The sequence below is a fragment of the Synergistaceae bacterium genome (genome assembly GCA_031272035.1).
GTDB lineage: Bacteria > Synergistota > Synergistia > Synergistales > Aminobacteriaceae > JAISSA01.
Genome location: JAISUO010000040.1, coordinates 1 through 18570, shown reverse-complemented (window position 1 = coordinate 18570; position 18570 = coordinate 1). Strand labels below are relative to the sequence as shown.

The following is an 18570-nucleotide window of genomic DNA, read 5'->3' as shown; positions in this document are numbered from 1 at the left end:
GCCCTCTTCCGTGAAAAATGCTTAGATGTCGATAAGGTGCGTGACGTTCCCGTTGGCGGCGACGATTTTTTGCAGGTCCTCCCAGGACAGCCAGACTGTGGCCGTATTGTCGTTGGGGTGAACGCCCAGACGTTTTTTCCCGATCAGGCTTTTGTCAAAGACCACCTCCACGGCGTGTTCTTTGTCGTTCAAAATCCCCAGAGGAGACACGGCTCCTTTCGTCAGTTTCAGGCAGCGGTTCAGGCGATCCTCGGAGGCGAAGGAAAGTGCGGAAGATCCGATTTGCGCGCGTATCGCCCTGAGATCGGCCTGCCTGTCCGGCGAAAGAACCACCAGAAAATGGCGCTTCCCCCTGGCGTCCCGCAGGAAAAGGTTCTTGACCACCGTCCCCCGCACGTCGATGCCCAACGCCTTCACCTCGTCGATGGTGTAGACCGCCGGATGTTCTTCCAACTCGCAGGGGATGCCCATTTCCTCCAGTTCCCGCAGCGCTTTTTCCCGCTCTTCCATTTTACAGCACGACCCTGACGACGTTAGTCCCGTTTTCGTAACTGTAAGCGATTTCCCGCGCCGTTCCCCGCAGGACCGCGGCGGCCAGTCCGTCTCCGACGTCCCGCGTCACATCCCTGGCCGAACCTCGGTAGGCGACGCTCAGTTCGTATTTGTCGCGCTTCTCGGCGAAACTGAGGGTCAGTGCGCTTTGGGCGAACTCCGGCGTCACCAGGTTGAGAACCAGCTCCTCGGCGGCCAGACGCAGTTTTTCCGTGACGGGTCTTTCCACCGCGTGCCTGACGCAGAAGTTCTCCAGGCCGTTCAGCATGTCGATGAAGTCGAAGTCCCGCGATTTGATTTCGTAGTTGAAGGTTTTCACCTTGAAAATAAAGGCTTTCGTCTTTTCTTTTTTCGGCGCGGAGAAAATCACCTCCGGCATCCCTTCCTCGTAAATCACTCCCTCGTCCATGTAAAACACGCGGCTGGACGCGTCGTGAGCGAAGGCCATTTCGTGGGTCACGATGAGCATCGTCATCCCCTCTCCCGCCAGGCGGCGAATGACCGCCAGGACTTCGCCCACCATGGTCGGATCCAGGGCCGACGTGGGCTCGTCGAACAGAATGACCTCCGGGTCCATGGCCAGGCACCGCGCGATGGCGACGCGCTGCTTCTGTCCTCCGGAAAGCTGGCCTGGTCTGTATTGCGCCCGCTCCGTCAGACCCACCGTCTTCAAAAGGCTCATAGCGCGATCTTCCGCTTCTTTACGCGGCTTCCTGAGCAGCCTTACGGGCCCAACCGTGAGGTTATCCAGGACGCTCATGTGGCTGAACAGTCCGAAATTCTGGAACACCATGCCCATTTTCCTCCGCGCGGCGTCGATGTTCGCCCCGCGGTCGGTGAGGCGCGCGCCGTCGAAGACGATCTCTCCGCTGCTGGGCTTCTCCAGCAGGTTCAGGCAGCGCAGGAAGGTACTCTTGCCCGTGCCCGAGGGCCCGATGATGGAAACCACTTCGCCTTTTTCGATCTCCGCATCGATGCCGTTCAGCACCGCGACGTTCCCGAACCGCTTCGTCAATCCGCTGACTTTGATCAGGCTCATGGCGACACCTCCCTGTTGACTTTCCTGATCGCCCATTTGAAGAAGCGGACGCAAATTCCGGTGATGACCAGATAAATCACCGCCACCATCAGCAGCGGGAAGTAGGCGTCGAAGGTTCTGGCGCGAATGATGTCTCCCACCCGGGACAGGTCGGAGATGGCGATGTAGCCCACGATGGCCGTGGACTTCACCAGACTCACGAAGCCGCTGGTGTATCCCGGCAGAGCCACCCGAACGGCCTGGGGCAGAGTCACGATGAAAAACGTCTGGAGTCGGCTGAAGCCCATGCTTCGCGCCGCTTCGATCTGGGTGACGTCCACCGTGTCGATGGCGTTTTTGAGGTTGCCTCCGATGCCGACGGCTTCCGCCAGGGCAAAGGCCGCAACGGCGATGAGGATCGAGGAAACCTTTACGTCGGAAAAAAGAATGTAATAGGCCACCATCAACAAAACCACCATGGGCGTGCCCTGTATCAGAGCGCCGTAGGCTCTGACCGCGCCCCGCACGATTTTGTTTCCGCAGAGCAGCGCGCAGCAGAGCAGGAACCCCAGCAGAGTGCCGAAGAACATGGCCAGCAGGGATATCTCCAGCGTCACTCCCAGACCGGACAGCACCATCTTCCAGCGTCCGTCCTGAACGAGATTTTTCTGAACCGCGGCCTTCAGCCTTTCCCACAAGGAAAAATCCTTTCTTTCAGCCCCGCCTGGAGGCGCGGCGCTGTCCTCGGAAACACCCGCGTTTCCGCCGACCGACCCTTCCGTTCTGCGAACCGCCAGCACGGTACGGTACCGCTGGACCGGGTCCCCGAACAGAGCGTTTTTTCTTCTTTCCTCGGTGACCAGGACCATGCACGCGCTCACATCGGCCCTGCCGGACTGAACGTAAGGCAGAATACCGGCGTAGTCCATGTCGTCCACACGCAGGTTCATGCCGAGGTATTGGGCGAAACGGCGCATGTGTTCGATGTCGAAGCCGATCAGCTCGTTGCCGGGCCCGATAAACGCCATGGGCGCGTAACCGGAGGCTTCCGCCGCCACGAGAGTTCCGTTTTTGCCGTCAAGAGGAATCTCCGGCAGGGCGTCCGGAATTTTTTTGCTCAGCCAGCGCCGGTTCATGTCGTCCAGCACGCCGTCGGCCTCCAGGCCCTTCAAAAATTCGTTGTACCGGTCCCTGAGCGCCGGCTCGTGAAACACCAACGCCGCTTCGATGACGTAAACGTCCTCGGGAATGTAAAGGAACTCCAGTTCCGGATACGCTTCCTCCGCCGCCAGGGCCTCCACAACGACCTCAGACTGAATGGCGGCATCCGCCCTGCCGGTTTTGACCGCCTCCAACAAGTCGCCCATGTGTGGAAACAGGACGACGTCCCCGGCGTTCAGCAGTTCCCGGGCGACGCGGGCCAGATCGTCGCCGGTCACCGCCGCTATCCGTTTGCCGGAGAATTTCGTGGGATCCCAGGCCGCGGCCTCGCCGGCCGGCGCGCCGAAAAGAAAAAGAGCCCACACGACCGCCACGAAGAAAAACACCGGTGTTGTCCATTTTTGCGTCATAGTGTATCCGTCTTCTTTCCCCTGCTGAGAGCAATGTTCATATTATAACGCGCCGGAGGTTTGGGTAAGGGCAAGAGTCAGGGTAAGGACGTTTTTGCCGTCAATTCTGGAGCAGGTCATGGCGTCCATGGTGGACTTTACCATGAAAAGCCCCAGGCCACCCGGCGCTCGCCGGTCCGCCTTCAGCGTCAGGTCCGGCGGGGGGACGGTCATGGGGTCGAAAGGAACGCCCCAATCCGTGAAGGTCATGGTGACCCTGTCCGACTGCACAGCCAGTTCCAGGGTCACGGGTTTGTGTTCCGCGTCCCCGTAGGCGTAGCTGGCCACATTGACGAAAATCTCCTCCGCCGCCATTTCTGTCTTCAAAATGTCGCCTTCCGAAACGCCGCCTTCCTTCAGCGTTTCGGAGATAAAAGCGTAAACTTCACCCACAGAGCGGACGTTCGCCTCGAAAGCGCGGGAAGCGCGGAGCTGAGGTTGACCATCCTCGGCCGAGGCCGCCTCCGGAGGGGTCATCCGCAGGGCCAGCATGGTGATGTCGTCCGCCTGCTCCGCGCCCTCCGCGAAACGGTCGATTGCGCCCTTCACGCTCTCCAGCAGGGATTGGGAATCGGCGTTTTTCCCCCGGGTGTTCAGGGTTTCCAGCAGCCGCGCCTCGGAGAAAAGTTCGTTTTCCCGATCCGTCGCCTCCGTCACGCCGTCCGTGTACAAAAACAGCAGGTCTCCGGCGTTCAGCTCCGTTTTTTCCTCCCTGTACTTCGTTCCTTTCCTCCCGGCCAGGACGAAGGCCGGACGGACGGGGAGGCGGGAAAACTCCCCCTTCTGGCGCACAAACGGCGGAGTGTGCCCCGCGTTCACGGAAACAAAAGAGCCCCCGGCTATGTCCAGATAGCCCATGAACGCCGTCACGAACATCCCTTCCTCGTTGTTTTCGCACAGAAGGTCGTTGACGGTCTCGAAGACCTCCTTCGGGCTTCCGCCCTGCTGGGCATTGTTTTTGATCAGGGTCCGGGCGATGACCATGAACAGCGCCGCGGGAATCCCCTTGCCCGAAACGTCCGCCATGACCACCGCCAGAGTGTGGGAATCCACAAAGAAAAAGTCGTAGAAATCGCCGCCCACCTCTTTCGCGGGACTCATGGAGGCGTACAGGTCGAACTCGGGGCGGTCCGGGAAGGGGGGGAAAATGCGGGGCAGCATGGAGATCTGAATCCGGGCGGCCACGCCCAGCTCCGCGGCGATCCGCTCCTTTTCAGCAGTGACGGTTTTGAGGTTCCCGATGTAGTCCTTCAGGTCCCGGGCCATGCGCTCGACGGTGCCGCTCAGACGCCCGAACTCGTCCCGGGAGTCGATGCCGATGTGGACGTCCAGGTTCCCCGCGCCGATTTCCTCGGCTTTACGGGTCAGACGCTCGATGGGCCGGTTGATGAGGCGGTTCAGGAGAAACCAGATGACGCCCGCCAGAAAGACGCCGGTGAAAGCGAGAACGAACATGGTCAAAGAAAAGGTCCGGTGGATGTCGGCGAAAAGCTCGGCTTCGGGAACGAAGCTGACGATCAGCATTCCGTTGGCCAACCTGCCCTGAAACACCAGATGGCGTCTGCCTCCGATTATCAGCGTTTTGTCCTGAAGGGCGTCGTGAAGCCAGGGCAGCACCTCCAGAGGCCGGCCTCTGACGTTGTTCTCTTTGCCGGTGTAGGCCAGAATGACATCGTTGACGCCGTCGGCGAAGAGAGTGAAGCTGCCGGGGGTGGGACGGACGGTGGCGATCCGGTGGGCGATGCTGTCCAATTCCCAGTCTGCCGTGGCCATGCCCACAAACTCGTCCCCTTTGAAAATGCCGTGCCCCACCGTGGTCATCAGCGCCAGCGTGCCGGTTTCGTCATGATACGGGGCGGTCCAGACCGTGGGAAGCCCCTTGTTCAGCAGGCCGTCCCGTATGATTGTGTACCACTTCTGGGTGGGATAGTCGTAGGCTTCGCTTTCGAAGCTGCCGTCGAACCAGACCTGGCCGAATTTGTCCCGAAAAGCGTAGTAGCAAAGCCTTTCCCGGTCGTGGGAAACGGCGCGGGGCTCGAACCAGACGCCGCCACCGACGGCGGCGTTGCCCGCGGAGAAGTTCCAGACGACGATGCGGCGGCCCAGGTCCCGCCTGTCTCCGCCGCCCTCGTACAGAAGCTGGCCCATCAGGGCCAGGGATTTGACGTTTTCCTCCAGCGCGGCGATCTGCCCTTCCAGACTCCGGGTTTCGGCGTCCACCGCCGCCTGACATCCCTCCGTCTGAAGTTTTTTATAGTCGTGATAAGCGCCCAGGCTGAGAGCCGCCACCATCGCTCCCAGGGCCGTCATGACGAAAAACGTCGCCAGGGCGATCCGGGCCTTGATGGACAAACCCCAGGCGCTGACGTTCATTGCAGATTCAGAATATCGGAGAACCCCGTCATATCGAAGATTTCTTTTACAGCCCGGGGCACGTTCCGCAGGGTCATCACGCCTTTTTTCGCCTCCGCTGCCTTCGCTCCCAAAAGCAGAACGCGGAGTCCCGCCGAGGATACGTAGGCCGCGTCGGCAAAGTCCAGTTCCACCGTTCCGCCGTCTTCAAAAAGTGGAAGGAGTTTCTCTTGGAGCTCCGGCGCTCCGACGGCGTCCAGCCGTCCGCTGAGCACCAGCGTGGTTCTGCCCGCATTTTTTGTTTCGGTAATCGTCATAAGTCATGTCCTCCTTCCTGCTGCGTTCTTTTTCTTAATTATACGACTCAAATTTCGCACATGCAGCAAGTGTGACAGAAATGGTCATTGATTGCGTCAGCATCAAAATCTCGTGTAATTCAATTTAAAAGCGCGAGATTTTAATATAATGGGGGCTGAAAAGCAAACAGGACAAAAAAGAAGAAAGGATTTGGCAGGATGAAAAAAATATACGACAGCGTGTACGAGGTCATAGGAAATACCCCTATGGTCCGGTTGTCCAAAATAACTGAGGCGTATGGGGTAACGGGCGGCATTTTCGCCAAGATGGAGTACCTGAATCCTGGTTTCAGCAAAAAAGACCGTGTGGCGCTGAAAATGATTTCTGAGGCTGAGGAAGCCGGCCTGCTGAAACCGGGTCAGGCCGTTGTGGAGTTGACCAGCGGCAACACCGGCACGGGTTTGGCGATTGTCTGCGCCTGCAAGGGCTACAAATTCATCGCCTGTATGTCCAAGGGAAACTCTGCGGAAAGAGCCAGAATGATGAAAGCCCTGGGCGCGGAAGTTGTTCTGGTGGATCAGAAGCCCGGTTCGGTCCGGGGGCAGGTTTCCGGGGAGGATCTGGCTCTGGTGGAGGAAAAAGCCAGGGAGATCACACGGGAGAGAAACGCTTTCCGCGCGGATCAGTTCAACCTTATCGGCTGCGTTCACGCTCACGAGTATCACACGGGCGAAGAGATGTGGGAGCAGACGGAGGGCAGAGTGGACGCCTTCGTGGACTTCGTGGGGAGCGGAAGCACCTTCGAGGGCTGCGCCAGGGCACTGAAAAAGCACAAACCAGGTGTGCGGTGTTACGTGGCGGAGCCGGCCACGGCCGCTGTTTATGCGGGCAAAGAAATCACCAGTCAGGGACACAAAATACAGGGCGGCGGGTATACGATGGACCTGCCGCTGGTGGACAGGGCGCTGATCGATGGCTGCGTCCAGGTCTCAGACGACGAGGCCGCCGACGTGGCGCGGAAATTGGCCCAACTGGAAGGCGCATTCGTGGGGTTCTCCTCCGGAGCGAACGTCTGCGCGGCTCTGAAGCTCCTTCGCGAAAAAGAAAAAGGCGGCAATATCGTTTTGACCCTGAACGACAGCGGCTTGAAATACCTGAGCACGGATCTCTGGGAAGAACTGTGAGAGAACGGCTTTTTTCAGGCGGATTTGACGCGGTCAATTGCATATCATGCACTGTAACTTGAACTCCATATGATGGGTTGTCAACAGAAGTTCGGACAGAAAGTTGAGCGGCCAGCCGACGCTGCTTTCGACCGCACAGTCCATAGTTTTACACGATTTTCATTGACCTAAGCTCCCGAGAAATTATAGCGTGTGATATTTTTCCTAATCCTTTTTGATTACTGTATTCCTTCTTGTAAAATAAGCATATGCTGATTCAAACGTCGTGGTGAACAGCCCGTGAAAATTGCGACGACAAGCCCGCGAGACGCGACAGGGAGACGCAAAATGAACACAGTAAAGGCGGAATTGAGCCATAATCCGTATCTGCTTGATCCCTGGAGCAGGACAAAAATTATGTGCAAAGCCAAAGCGCGATGGAGGGTTGGGCTTTTATAAATCACGTGTCATTGTTGCTTTGTTACAGACTCTACAACCTGCTTCGCGAGAAAAAGCTTCTTTCCAGGTTCTCTGTTGCAGACCTAACAACGCATTTGAAATATATTCACAAAATAAAGATCTCTGACGCCTGGAAAACATCAGAGATCTCCAAAAAAACTACCGCGCTGCTCAGCGAATTAGGTATACCTATTACTTAATTCGAAAAGTTAGAGATGCAGCTGTTGACGCGTATTCGGCGGCAAGCACGGCTATGGCTGATGGCGTGGACGTCCTGAAAGATAAGGCACTGGAGATGGGACAAAGCGTCATTGACCTGGCAGCGAGCTCCGGCCCTGAAGCGCTCAATGACATAAAAAACGCGATGAACGACTTCGCGAACAGTCTCGGCGTGCCAATACATTTTTGAGGAGCCCTGTGCCGTAAAAACCGCCTTTTATAGCGAATTGCGTAATTGTGTACTAAAAAAAGACGCGTAACACTGGGAACAAACGAACAGAAATTTATACAGAAAAGAGCCAACGGCTCTGGTGGCGATTCCCGTCGTTTCCGGATTTTTTATAAACGGTGTGGAATTGCTTTGATTTGCACCATTGGCGGAGGACAGAGGATTCGAACCCCTGGGAGCAGAAGCCCCAACTGATTTCAAGTCAGCCGCCATCGACCGCTCGGCCAGTCCTCCGCTTCGACAAGCATTATACCATACCCTCACACGCACCAACCGGCGTCAGCAGTTACTTCACAAAAAGCCGACTTTCACTCCCTGTTCCCACGACGCCGCTTCACTTCACGATACGCAATGTCCCGTCGAAAGTGCTGTCCCTCGAAATGCAGAGTTTCAACTCTGGCGTAAACGCGGCGAAGCGCCTCCTCAAAGGTCGCCCCCGCGGCGGTGACCCCCAGCACACGACCTCCTGCCGTAATCAGCCCGCCCTCTTTGTTTCTGGACGTCCCCGCGTGAAAAACCCAGGAATTTCGTTCGAACTCCTCCGCCTCAACTCCGCCGGGCAAAGTTTCCGTGATGGGCAGTCCCGTGGGGTACTTCCCAGGATAACCCCGCGACGCCATCACCACGCAAACCGCACTTCCCTCACTCCATTCGAGTTTGACATCGCTCAGCTTACCCCGGGCGCAGGCGTACAGAACTTCAAACAGGTCCGACTTCAGCAGGGGCATAAGAACCTGCGTCTCCGGATCGCCGAAACGGGCGTTGAATTCAATGACCTTCGGCCCTTTGGGCGTCAGCATCAGCCCAATGTAAAGGCAGCCGCGATAATCGATTTTTTCCGCCTGAAGAGCGTCCCGAAGCGGTCGGAGGATCTCGCTTTCAACCTGCCGGGCAATCTCCGGAGAAAAGACCGACGCGGGGGCATAAGTTCCCATCCCACCTGTATTCGGGCCTGAATCTCCGTCCCCGACGCGTTTGTGGTCCTGCACAGGCAGCATGGGCAAAATCGTATTTCCGTCCGTGAAGGTCAGCAGGGAAACCTCCTCGCCGGTGAGGCATTCTTCGATCAGGACTTCTTTCCCCGCGTCTCCGAAACGGCGATTTCCCATCATTTCATCAAGAGCCGCAAGGGCCTCTTTTCGATTTTGGGCGACAACGACTCCCTTGCCCTGGGCCAGACCGTCGGCCTTGACAACGACAAAATCGTCGGGCAGCGATTCGAGGTAACGCCCGGCCTCGTCGAGAGAGGTGAAGGCACGGAAAACGGGAGACGGAATTCCGTGGCGGGCCATAAATTCTCTGGCGTGGCGCTTGGAGCTTTCCAGAAGGGTCCCCTGAGCTCCGGGGCCAAAACAGAAAATTCCCTTTTCTCTCAGGCGGTCGGCCAGTCCAGCGGCAAGAGGCGCTTCCGGCCCCACCAGAACCAGATCGATCCCCTCCCGTCCGGCAAACGCGACGAGGTCATCCACCTGCATCACATCGATAGGAACACACTCCGCCAGAGCTTCCATGCCGGGATTTCCCGGAGCCGCGTAAAGTTTTCGCTCTTCCTGGGGACTCCGGGCCAGTTTCCAGGCCAGGGCGTGCTCCCGTCCTCCACTTCCCACAATCAGAATTTTCTTCATTCTGGAACCTTCTCCAGAGCCGTTGGCTCTTTTCTATATAAATTTTTGTCCGTCATTTATCAGCCTATCAGTCCGGCAGTCCAAAGTCGCGGCTTCCGTTCGCAAAATCCAGGATCACCGACGGAAGCAGCCGATGTTCTTCCACCAGAATGCGGTCGCTCAGGGTTTCTTCCGTGTCTCCGGGCAGAACCGGCACCGCGGCCTGGGCAATAATCGGGCCGCCATCCAGCGTTTCATCTACGAAATGGACCGTACATCCCGCTATTTTGACCCCATGTTCCAGAGCCTGCCGCTGAGCGTGCAGACCCGTGAAGGAGGGAAGCAGGGAAGGATGGATGTTGACGATGCGGCGGGGAAAGCGCCGGATGAACCAGGGGCTCAGAACACGCATGAAACCGGCCAGAACGACGAGGTTTACGCGATGTTTTTCCAGAACGTCGACGATGGCGGCCTCAAAAGCCTCACGATCCGGAAAAGCCCCACGCTCCACGACGAGGCCGGGAATATCGCGCCCCTCCAGACGTTTCAGAGCAAAGGCGTCAGGCCTGTCCGAGACCACCACCGCAATTTCCGGATTTCCCGCAAATCCTTCGTTTTCGGCGAGCCGGTCCAGCAGGGCCTGGAGGTTGCTGCCCCGTCCTGAAACCAGCACTCCCAGTCGCAGGGAAGTTCCTTCATTCCTCATCGCATCATGCCTCATGACATCATTCCTCCCGAAAGATCCCCTCGATCGTCACACTCCGGGGGCCTTCCACGACGGCGCCAATGGTTTGAGGCGCCTCTCCGCCCGCCTTCAGCTTCGCAAAAAGCGTCGGGGCACAGTCCGGAGAAACGATGAGAATCAGCCCAATCCCCATGTTGAACGTACGAAACATCTCTGGCTCCGCTACATTACCCCACTGTTGCAACAGTGAGAAAATCGGCAGAATTTCCCATGAATCACGATAAATCCGGACGGCGACCCCCTCCGGTAAAACTCTCGGGATATTGTCGTAAAATCCGCCGCCGGTAACGTGCACCATGCCCTTTATGCCGTGATTGTCCCCGGCAAGAAAGGGCAGAAGGATTTTCGGATAGAGTCGGGTGGGCTTCAGCAGTTCCGTCCCCAGCGGGATATTTCCAAGCTCGGGGATAACCGTCTCCACCGTCATTTTTTTATGGTCGAAACAGATTTTTCGCACGAGGGAAAATCCGTTGGAATGCAGGCCGCTGGAGGGCAGTCCGATCACCAGATCCCCCGGGACAATATCAGGACGAGGCAGAAGTTTTTCCCGATCCGCTATGCCCACGCAGAACCCCGCGATGTCATACTCCCCTGTTTTGTAAAACCCCGCCATCTCCGCCGTTTCTCCGCCGATCAGGGCGCAGCCGGATTCCCTGCAGGCCGCCGCCACGCCTCGCACGATCTCTCCCACCTGAGTGGGCTCCAGTTTTCCCACGGCCAGATAGTCAAGAAAAAACAGGGGTTCCGCCCCCTGGACCAGCACATCGTTGACGCACATGGCCACGGCGTCCTGTCCGATACTGTCGTGCCGTCCCGTCATAAAGGCGATCTGGAGCTTCGTCCCCACGCCGTCCGTTCCGGAAACCAGAACCGGATTTTTGTACCGGGAGGCATTCAGCGCAAAAAGCCCTCCAAATCCACCCAGGCTCCCGATAACCTCCGGACGGCGGGTCGAGTCCGCCGCTTCCCGAATTTCTTCCACCGAGCGGTTACCCGCCTCGATGTCCACTCCCGCGTCCTTATAAGAAAGCGATTGATGATCGGGCGCCGTCATACTCCAACCTCCGACCCGGCCTTCAGAACAATTCCGGAGCGCATTTCGGGCTTGAGGTCTTCCGACTCCAGACATTCGGTGACATCGGTGGGATAAGCGCCGCAGAAACAGGAAGTACACATGCACTGCCCCGCCGAATCTTCCACGGACGCGAGCAGCCCCTGCCGTGAAAGATAATGCAGTCCATCGGTTCCTATTTTTCGGGAAATTTCCTCTTCTGAGGACACCGCCGCGATCAGTTCCTTGCGTATGGAGGTGTCGATCCCGTAATAGCAGGGGTGCGTGATGGGAGGGGAAGAAACGCACATATGCACTTCAGCGGCCCCCGCGCTGCGCAAAAGAGCGATAAGACGCGCGCTCGTGGTTCCCCGCACGATGGAATCGTCGATTAAAATAATTTTTTTGCCCTGAAGGTTGGCCCGAACGGGATTCAGCTTCATTTCGACCGTGGCTTTCCGCTTCGTCTGGTCGGGCAGAATGAACGTTCGGCCCACATAGCGGTTTTTGATCAATCCCTCCACGTAGGGGATGCCGCTCTCCGCGCTGAATCCAATGGCCGCCGCTATTCCCGTGTCGGGAACCGGAACCACGGCGTCCGCGGAAACCGGATACTCCTTCGCCAGTTGACGTCCCATGCGATAACGGCTCTGCCAGACGCTTCTTCCGTCGATAACGCTGTCCGGTCGGGCAAAATAGATATACTCAAAAATGCAGTTCGACAGTTTCGCCTTTTTCCGCAAAAATGAAGACCGCATCCCGCTTTCGTCGATAACGATCATTTCTCCGGGAAGGACATCCCGCACGAAATCCGCGTTTACGGCGTCCAGAGCGCAGGACTCCGAGGCCAGAACGTACCCGTCCTTCAAACGACCGAGACAAAGCGGGTGAAAAGCGTGGGGATCCCTTACGCCGATCAGCCTGTCCCCTGTCATGATGACGAGGCAATAGGCTCCGTCGATCTGCTCCAGAGCAGTAAGGATCTTTTCTTCAAGGGTTGGAGCCGGAGTGACGGAGATCAGGTTCAGGATCGTTTCCGTGTCCGAAGTGGACTGAAAAGGACAGCCCTCCTTTTCGAGGTCGTGGCGGATTCGCTGGGCGTTGGTCAGACTGCCGTTGTGGGCCAGGCTGATAAATCCCCCCGAAAAAGAGGACAGAAAAGGCTGCACGTTAGACAAAATACTGCCGCCCACGGTGGAATAACGCACATGTCCGATGGCGGAGTGCCCTCTGATTGCCGGAAGACGGGGTTTAAAAGCCTCCGTCATCAGCCCCATGCCTTTGGCAATATCGATATGCATCCCGTCGGTCACAGCGATGCCCGCGCTTTCCTGCCCCCGATGCTGAAGGGCGAAAAGGCCCATGTAGCAGATATCCGTCACGGAGGCAGTTTTCGACCACACCCCAAAAATACCGCATTCCTCGTGCCAGGAACTGTTTTCGCCGTATGCGTCCATTACTTCATGGCCTCCGCGAGAGTGTCGTTCCAGAGGGGAGCGAGCTCGGAGATGGAACTTTCAATAACGGTCTCCCCGTTGTAGCGCAGGACAAATTTTTTATCCGCGGTTACGGTTCCAAGAAATGTGTAGTGAAGGCAATATTTTTCCATAAGCTCTTCAGTTTTTTCCTTTCGCGCGGGAGAAATGGAAATCACCGCCCGGGACTGGGTCTCGCCAAAGAGGGCTGCCGCGGGGGAGATGTCGTCCGTCCACTCCAGAGAAACCCCCAGCTCGCCCTGAATGGCGGACTCCGCCAGAGCCACGGCCAGTCCCCCTTCGGAGCAGTCATGAGCGGAGGCCAAAAGGTGTCTTTGCGCCGCTTCCACCAAAAAAGCGTGGAGGCGTTTTTCCCGGCCATAGTCGAGAGAGGGCACAAGGCCTTCGTCTCTGCCCGTCAGCACGAAATGGGCCTCCGAAGCCCCCAGTTCCTCCAGGGATTTTCCCACGAGAATCACCAGGTCCTCCGCTTTCCTGAAGGCGCTGCTCACCCGGTCTTCCACCTTCTCCAGAACCCCCACCATCCCAATGGCCGGCGTGGGGAATATGGCCCTGCCGTCAAATTCATTGTAAAAACTCACGTTCCCTCCCGTGACGGGGGTTGAAAACTCCTGACAGGCCTCAGCCATTCCATCTGTAGCGTTGACGAACTGCCAGTAAATTTCGGGATTTTCCGGATTTCCAAAGTTCAGGCAGTTTGTAATCGCAAGGGGTTTCGCTCCGGAGGCCGCCACGTTGCGCGCGCTTTCCGCCACGGCGATGGCCCCTCCAAGCTGAGGATTGAGGAACACGTAGCGGCTGTTGCAGTCGATGGAAAGGGCGATACCCTTTTCGCTTTCCGGCAGTCGCAGAACGGCGGCGTCACTTCCCGGCCGAACGACGGTATTGAGGCCCACAAGATGGTCGTACTGCTCATAAATCCATCGTTTCGACGTAATATTCGAAGACGCCAGAAGTTTTTTCAAAAGCCCTGTCCAGTTTTCCCAGTTTCTCAGGAGAGAATGGTCGATGCGTCTGGGGTCCACGAACCGCAGCGGCTCCCGCCAGTGCCGGATGTTCACGGGGGCCTGATCCGTCAGGAATCCGGCGGGAACGGAAGCCAGAACCTTTTCACCCTTCCGAATGGTGAAGCGTCCGTCTCCCGTCACTTCGCCGATGGCCGTGGCCGTCAGCTCCCACTTTTTGAAAACTGCCTCGATTTCCTCGACTTTCGAGGGGTCCACCACGAACAACATTCGTTCCTGAGATTCCGAGAGCATGATCTCCCATGGCTCCAGCCCCGTTTCCCGCAGGGGAACCTTTTCCACGTCGATATAGAGGCCGTTTCCCGCCCGTCCGGCCATCTCCGCCGCCGACGAGGTCAGCCCCGCCGCGCCCAGGTCCTGCAATCCCACCACCAGGTTCAGCTGCAGAACCTCCAAAGTGGCCTCCAGCAGGAGTTTTTCCATAAAAGGATCTCCCACCTGAACGTTGGGGCGCTTGTCCGGGTCCGCGTCGCTGAGCTCCTCAGAGGCGAAGCTGGCGCCCCGAATGCCGTCGCGTCCCGTGCGGGCTCCCACCACCATGACGATGTTGCCGACCCCGCTGGCCTGTCCTTTGAAGATTTTATCCTCCTCCACCAGCCCGACGCACATGACGTTGACCAGAGGGTTTCCCTGCCAGGAGGGGTGGAAAACGGCCTCTCCACCCACGGTGGGAATGCCGATACAGTTGCCGTATCCTCCCACGCCGGCGACGATGCCCCTTAAAAGCTCTTTGGTGCGGGAAGCGCCAAGGCTGCCGAAGCGCAGGCTGTCAAGAACGGCCACAGGACGGGCTCCCATGGCAAAGATGTCCCGGATGATTCCGCCTGAGCCGGTGGCGGCCCCCTGATAAGGCTCTATGGCGGAGGGGTGGTTGTGGCTTTCCATCTTGAAGACCACGCAGAGTTTCCCGTCCACCCTCACCACTCCGGCGTTTTCTCCCGGTCCCTGAACCACCTGGGGGCCGGCGGTGGGAAACTTGCGGAGCTGAGCCTTCGAATTTTTATAGCTGCAGTGTTCTGACCACATAACGCCGAAAAGCGCCAGTTCCAGAGAATTGGGCTCCCGCTTCATCAGTGAGAGGATACGCTCATATTCCTCCCGGGTCAGGCCATTCTCCTTCAACTGTTTTTCGATTGAGATTTTTTCTGACATTGAAAAATCCTCCAAATCTGTACCGGGACTCATCAGACCGACAGGACGGACAGAAGCGACCTGAAAACTCCAGCTCCATCCTCGCCGCCCATAATCGGCTCCGAGACTTTCTCGGGATGGGGCATCAGCCCCAAAATGTTCCCCTCTCTGTTGATGATACCCGCGATATTCCCCATTGCGCCATTGGGAGCATCAGAGGGGTTCACGCTGCCGTCGGAGGCGCAGTAGCGAAAGATGACCTGCTCGCCGTCCACCAGCTCGTGGTATCCCGCCTCGTCGATGGTGTAGTTCCCCTCTCCGTGAATGACCGGCATGCGCAGCACCTGTCCCTGTTCATATTTGTTGGTGAAGTCGGTGTTGGATCTTTCTACTTTCATATAAATATCTTTACAAATAAACAGAAGTCCCTGATTGCGCAAGAGCGCCCCCGGAAGAAGTCCCGCCTCCGCCAGAATCTGAAAGCCATTGCAGATGCCCAGGAGACGGACACCGCGTTTGCCCAAACGGATGACCTCGTTCATTACAGGGGAAAAACGCGCAATAGCCCCTGTCCGCAGGTAATCTCCAAAGGAAAAACCGCCGGGCAGGATAATCAGGTCAAAATCCTCAAGAGAGCTTTCTCTGTGCCACACGAACCGAGCCTCCACCCCCGTGACGGCCTTCAGAGCCCGGTAGCAGTCCCGATCGCAGTTGGATCCCGGAAAGACGACGATTCCCGCTTTCATTCCGTTCTTCATGACAGACTTTCCACGCTGACAGTGTATTCTTCCATGACGGGATTCGCCAGAATACGATCAGCCAAACTGTGCATCCTTTCCTTCACGCTTTCGGCATCATTACCGTCGCAGGTCATTTCGATGACCTTTCCCACTCGGACGGAAGACACTTCGGAAAAGGAAAGCGCGTCGTCCCTGCAGGCGTTCAGCGCCCGCTCCAGCGCCGCGCCCTGCGGGTCCAGGACGCTTCTTTTGAGCATGACCGTGACCTTCACTCTGAACATTTACTTACCCCCTCCAAGACGACGCCAGATCTCCTCGTAGGCGCCTTCTACATTTCCCAGATCTCGACGAAAACGGTCCTTGTCCAGTTTTTCGTTGGTTCTGCTGTCCCAGAAGCGGCAGGTATCCGGAGAAATTTCATCCCCCAGCAGCACCTGTCCTTCATAAAGCCCGAACTCCAGCTTGAAATCCACGAGAAGCAGATTTTTCTTCGCGAGAAACTCCGTCAGAATGGCGTTGATTTTGAGGCCCGTCTTTTCTAAAATATCGACTCGGGCAGAATCGGCGATTCCAAGAACCGCCACGTGAGAATGATTGATCAGCGGGTCGCCCAGGGCGTCGTCTTTGTAGTACAGCTCCACGACGCTTTGAGGCAGTTTGCGCCCCTCTTCCCAGCCCAACCGCTTCGAGAGACTCCCTGCGGCAATATTGCGCATGACCACCTCAATGGGAATGATGGCCAGTTTTTTGACCAGCATGTTGCGTTCGTCGATTTTTCGTATGAAATGAGACGGAATTCCCTCAGAGGCCAGCAACTCGAAAAAAAACGTGGAAATCGAGTTATTCAGAACACCCTTGGATTGAATCGTCCCTTTTTTCTTTCCGTCAAAGGCCGTTGCGTCATCTTTAAAATACACCCGAACCTCGTCGGGGTTATCCGTCGCAAAAATTTTCTTCGCCTTTCCCTCATAAAGCAGCGTTTCCGTTCCCATACCCTGTTCCGTCTCCCTTCCTGCATTGGTCCGTAATATTTTGAGCGATGACTCCGCGGTCCACTTTGGGGGCGTCAATCATCGCTCAATTTGGAGTTCTTTTTCTTTTTGCGCCTCTGTTTTATCGCCGGCGGCCAGTTCAGCCTGCAAGACCTCGTTCTTCCGGGCAACCATCCGTGCCTGTGCCTCTCGAAAATCCAGAAGTCTTCGCGCCAGATCCTCATATTTCAGGGCCAGAATCGATATTGCATAAAGAGCCGCGTTTTTACCCCCATCAATGGCCATCGTCCCCACCGGCACGCCGGAAGGCATCTGAAGAATACTGAAAAGCGCGTCCATACCCGCAAGCGCATGGCCCGCCACCGGAACGCCAATGACAGGCAGGGTCGTCCAGGCCGCCACCACTCCCGGCAGATGGGCCGCCGCTCCGGCGACCGCGATGAGAACCTCCGCGCCCTTCTCCCGGGCCGAGACGGCAAACTCCTCCACCACCCGCGGCGTTCGATGGGCGGAGGCCACCAGGACGTCCACCCCAATCCCGAACTCCTTCAGAACCAGATACCCCGGCTCAATGATCGGCCAGTCTGAGTCACTTCCCAAAATAATGCTCACCTTCGGCATAAGCGTCCTTCTTTTCTAACTAAATTTTCTATATAAATTTTCATCTGGATTGCTTCCTGAAATTTTGTCCGATTCCATCTGCTTCAAATTTTATCTGCTTCAATTATCTCTCAATTTTTCCGTCGCTCCTGCCACACCGCCTTCTATTACACAACTTCTTTTATTACACAAGTTCTATCACATTATAAAATAAAGAGCGCGCTAAAAAACAAAAGTAATCTTTTTCATTGCCGCACTGTCTGTTATACGCAGAGCAAATCAGGATGACCGTCGGGAGGAACGAATAAATTCCTCGAAAAGCGCGAAGTGAGGGGGAATGTCCAGGCGTTCCGGGTGCCATTGAACGCCCAGGAGGAAGGGGTAGTCGGGAAGTTCCAGCCCTTCGACCAGTCCATCTTCGGATCGGGCGGAGACGACGAGCCCCTCGCCGGGTGTCCGCGCGGCCTGATGGTGGAGGGAGTTCACGTTCACAGTCGTTTCCCCCAGAATGGAATGCAGGCGTGTCCCCGTTTTGACGGCGATTTTATGAACCGGCGAGTCAGGATTGTCGGAGCGGGAATGCTCGATATACCCCTTGTTTTCCCGAGCTATGTCCTGTATCAGAGAGCCTTTGAAGAAGGTGTTGATGACCTGCTCGCCGCGGCAAATTCCGAAAATTGGCTTCCGAAGTTTAAAAAAGGCGTCCAACAGTTTGAACTCCAGCGCGTCGCGTTCGGGAACAACGGTTTTCGTTCCGGCGACAGGCTCTCCGTAATATTGAGGATTGACGTCCTCGCCTCCGCAGAAAAGAATTCCATCGAGTTTTTCCGCCAAAGCGAAGACGGAGGCGTCGTCGAGGTAATAGGGGATATCTATGGGAATCCCTCCGGCCCGTTCCACCCTGTGAACGTAAGTGGGATAGGAAACGTAGACGTTCGGTGAAAGATACCGCTCAAGGGGTTTATTGTCTTTATCTCTGGTGTTCAGAAAATATGATGTGATACCGATAAGTGGCTGCATAATTTCTCATCCCTTCAGAGTTTTTCACAAAACTGTCGCAGGCGCGGCACGGGTATGGGCAGAATTACAGGATGAAGAATCCATACCTCACGAAAAGAAATATAGTATACTCGAAACTACTTCTGTGTCAAAATAAATGTGCCAAAAATAAAACAACAGCGGGACGAAGAAAAATTCTCTTTGTCCCGCTGTTGTTTCATTCAGTTTTCCGGCAGTGACCTGCTCTCCCGTGTGTACCCCACACAGTACCCTCGGCGCGGTCGGGCT

The 18570-nt window shown here is 56.7% G+C and carries 17 protein-coding genes, 1 tRNA gene and 1 pseudogene; 2 read left to right on the top strand and 17 right to left on the bottom strand.

Annotation, left to right across the window (positions count from 1 at the left end):
- Positions 1–21 precede the first annotated feature (21 nt).
- The 5 genes and pseudogenes from LBR61_04990 to LBR61_04970 form a co-directional block, all read right to left on the bottom strand.
- Entirely contained in the window at positions 22–510 is a 489-nt protein-coding gene (locus tag LBR61_04990; protein ID MDR1731430.1) for a prolyl-tRNA synthetase associated domain-containing protein, read from the bottom strand.
- A gap of 358 nt (positions 511–868) precedes the next feature.
- A pseudogene (locus LBR61_04985) lies at positions 869–1591 on the bottom strand (amino acid ABC transporter ATP-binding protein).
- Entirely contained in the window at positions 1588–3141 is a 1554-nt protein-coding gene (locus LBR61_04980) for an ABC transporter substrate-binding protein/permease (protein MDR1731429.1), read from the bottom strand. Before LBR61_04980 ends, LBR61_04985 begins: the two are co-directional and overlap by 4 nt.
- A 42-nt stretch (positions 3142–3183) precedes the next feature.
- A complete protein-coding gene (locus LBR61_04975) occupies positions 3184–5553 on the bottom strand; it encodes a SpoIIE family protein phosphatase (GenBank protein MDR1731428.1) in 2370 nt (789 codons plus the stop codon).
- Positions 5550–5849 carry an STAS domain-containing protein gene (locus LBR61_04970; protein MDR1731427.1) on the bottom strand — a complete coding sequence of 100 codons (300 nt, stop codon included), beginning with the start codon at positions 5847–5849 and terminating at the stop codon, positions 5550–5552. Before LBR61_04970 ends, LBR61_04975 begins: the two co-directional genes overlap by 4 nt.
- A gap of 198 nt (positions 5850–6047) precedes the next feature.
- On the opposite strand from LBR61_04970, the gene LBR61_04965 reads away from it, so the two are divergent.
- Both LBR61_04965 and LBR61_04960 read left to right on the top strand, forming a co-directional pair.
- Complete coding sequence (locus tag LBR61_04965) at positions 6048–7013, top strand: cysteine synthase family protein (protein ID MDR1731426.1); 966 nt, start codon at positions 6048–6050, stop codon at positions 7011–7013.
- 691 nt (positions 7014–7704) lie between these two features.
- Positions 7705–7860, top strand: a complete 156-nt coding sequence (locus tag LBR61_04960) for a hypothetical protein (GenBank protein MDR1731425.1) — start codon at positions 7705–7707, stop codon at positions 7858–7860.
- A 185-nt stretch (positions 7861–8045) separates the two neighbouring features.
- On the opposite strand, the gene LBR61_04955 is transcribed toward LBR61_04960, so the two are convergent.
- From LBR61_04955 to LBR61_04900, 12 genes are all read right to left on the bottom strand, one after another.
- Positions 8046–8133 (bottom strand) — tRNA-Ser (locus tag LBR61_04955).
- A 74-nt stretch (positions 8134–8207) separates the two neighbouring features.
- On the bottom strand, positions 8208–9524 hold the full coding sequence (gene purD, locus LBR61_04950; protein ID MDR1731424.1) for a phosphoribosylamine--glycine ligase: 1317 nt from the start codon (positions 9522–9524) through the stop codon (positions 8208–8210).
- Between the two features lie 67 nt (positions 9525–9591).
- On the bottom strand, positions 9592–10224 hold the full coding sequence (gene purN / locus LBR61_04945) for a phosphoribosylglycinamide formyltransferase (GenBank protein MDR1731423.1): 633 nt from the start codon (positions 10222–10224) through the stop codon (positions 9592–9594).
- A 4-nt stretch (positions 10225–10228) separates the two neighbouring features.
- On the bottom strand, positions 10229–11302 hold the full coding sequence (gene purM / locus LBR61_04940; protein MDR1731422.1) for a phosphoribosylformylglycinamidine cyclo-ligase: 1074 nt from the start codon (positions 11300–11302) through the stop codon (positions 10229–10231).
- A complete protein-coding gene (purF, locus tag LBR61_04935; protein MDR1731421.1) occupies positions 11299–12756 on the bottom strand; it encodes an amidophosphoribosyltransferase in 1458 nt (485 codons plus the stop codon). Before purF ends, purM begins: the two co-directional genes overlap by 4 nt.
- Positions 12756–14972 (bottom strand): phosphoribosylformylglycinamidine synthase subunit PurL, encoded by a 2217-nt coding sequence (gene purL / locus LBR61_04930; protein MDR1731420.1) that lies wholly within the window; start codon positions 14970–14972, stop codon positions 12756–12758. The genes purF and purL overlap by 1 nt, the downstream gene beginning before the upstream one ends.
- 32 nt (positions 14973–15004) lie before the next feature.
- Positions 15005–15709, bottom strand: coding sequence for a phosphoribosylformylglycinamidine synthase subunit PurQ (gene purQ / locus LBR61_04925; GenBank protein MDR1731419.1), 705 nt, complete (start codon positions 15707–15709; stop codon positions 15005–15007).
- Positions 15706–15972: a phosphoribosylformylglycinamidine synthase subunit PurS gene (gene purS, locus LBR61_04920; protein MDR1731418.1), complete on the bottom strand. Its 267-nt coding sequence runs from the start codon at positions 15970–15972 to the stop codon at positions 15706–15708. The genes purQ and purS overlap by 4 nt, the downstream gene beginning before the upstream one ends.
- Complete coding sequence (locus LBR61_04915; protein MDR1731417.1) at positions 15973–16683, bottom strand: phosphoribosylaminoimidazolesuccinocarboxamide synthase; 711 nt, start codon at positions 16681–16683, stop codon at positions 15973–15975.
- 78 nt (positions 16684–16761) lie between these two features.
- Positions 16762–17304, bottom strand: a complete 543-nt coding sequence (gene purE / locus LBR61_04910) for a 5-(carboxyamino)imidazole ribonucleotide mutase (GenBank protein MDR1731416.1) — start codon at positions 17302–17304, stop codon at positions 16762–16764.
- 258 nt (positions 17305–17562) lie between these two features.
- The gene (locus tag LBR61_04905; protein MDR1731415.1) at positions 17563–18303 is read right to left on the bottom strand and encodes a gamma-glutamyl-gamma-aminobutyrate hydrolase family protein; all 741 of its coding nucleotides are present in this window, start codon (positions 18301–18303) and stop codon (positions 17563–17565) included.
- Between the two features lie 87 nt (positions 18304–18390).
- Positions 18391–18570 (bottom strand): hypothetical protein (locus LBR61_04900; protein ID MDR1731414.1); only part of this gene is annotated, 180 nt, incomplete at its 5' end.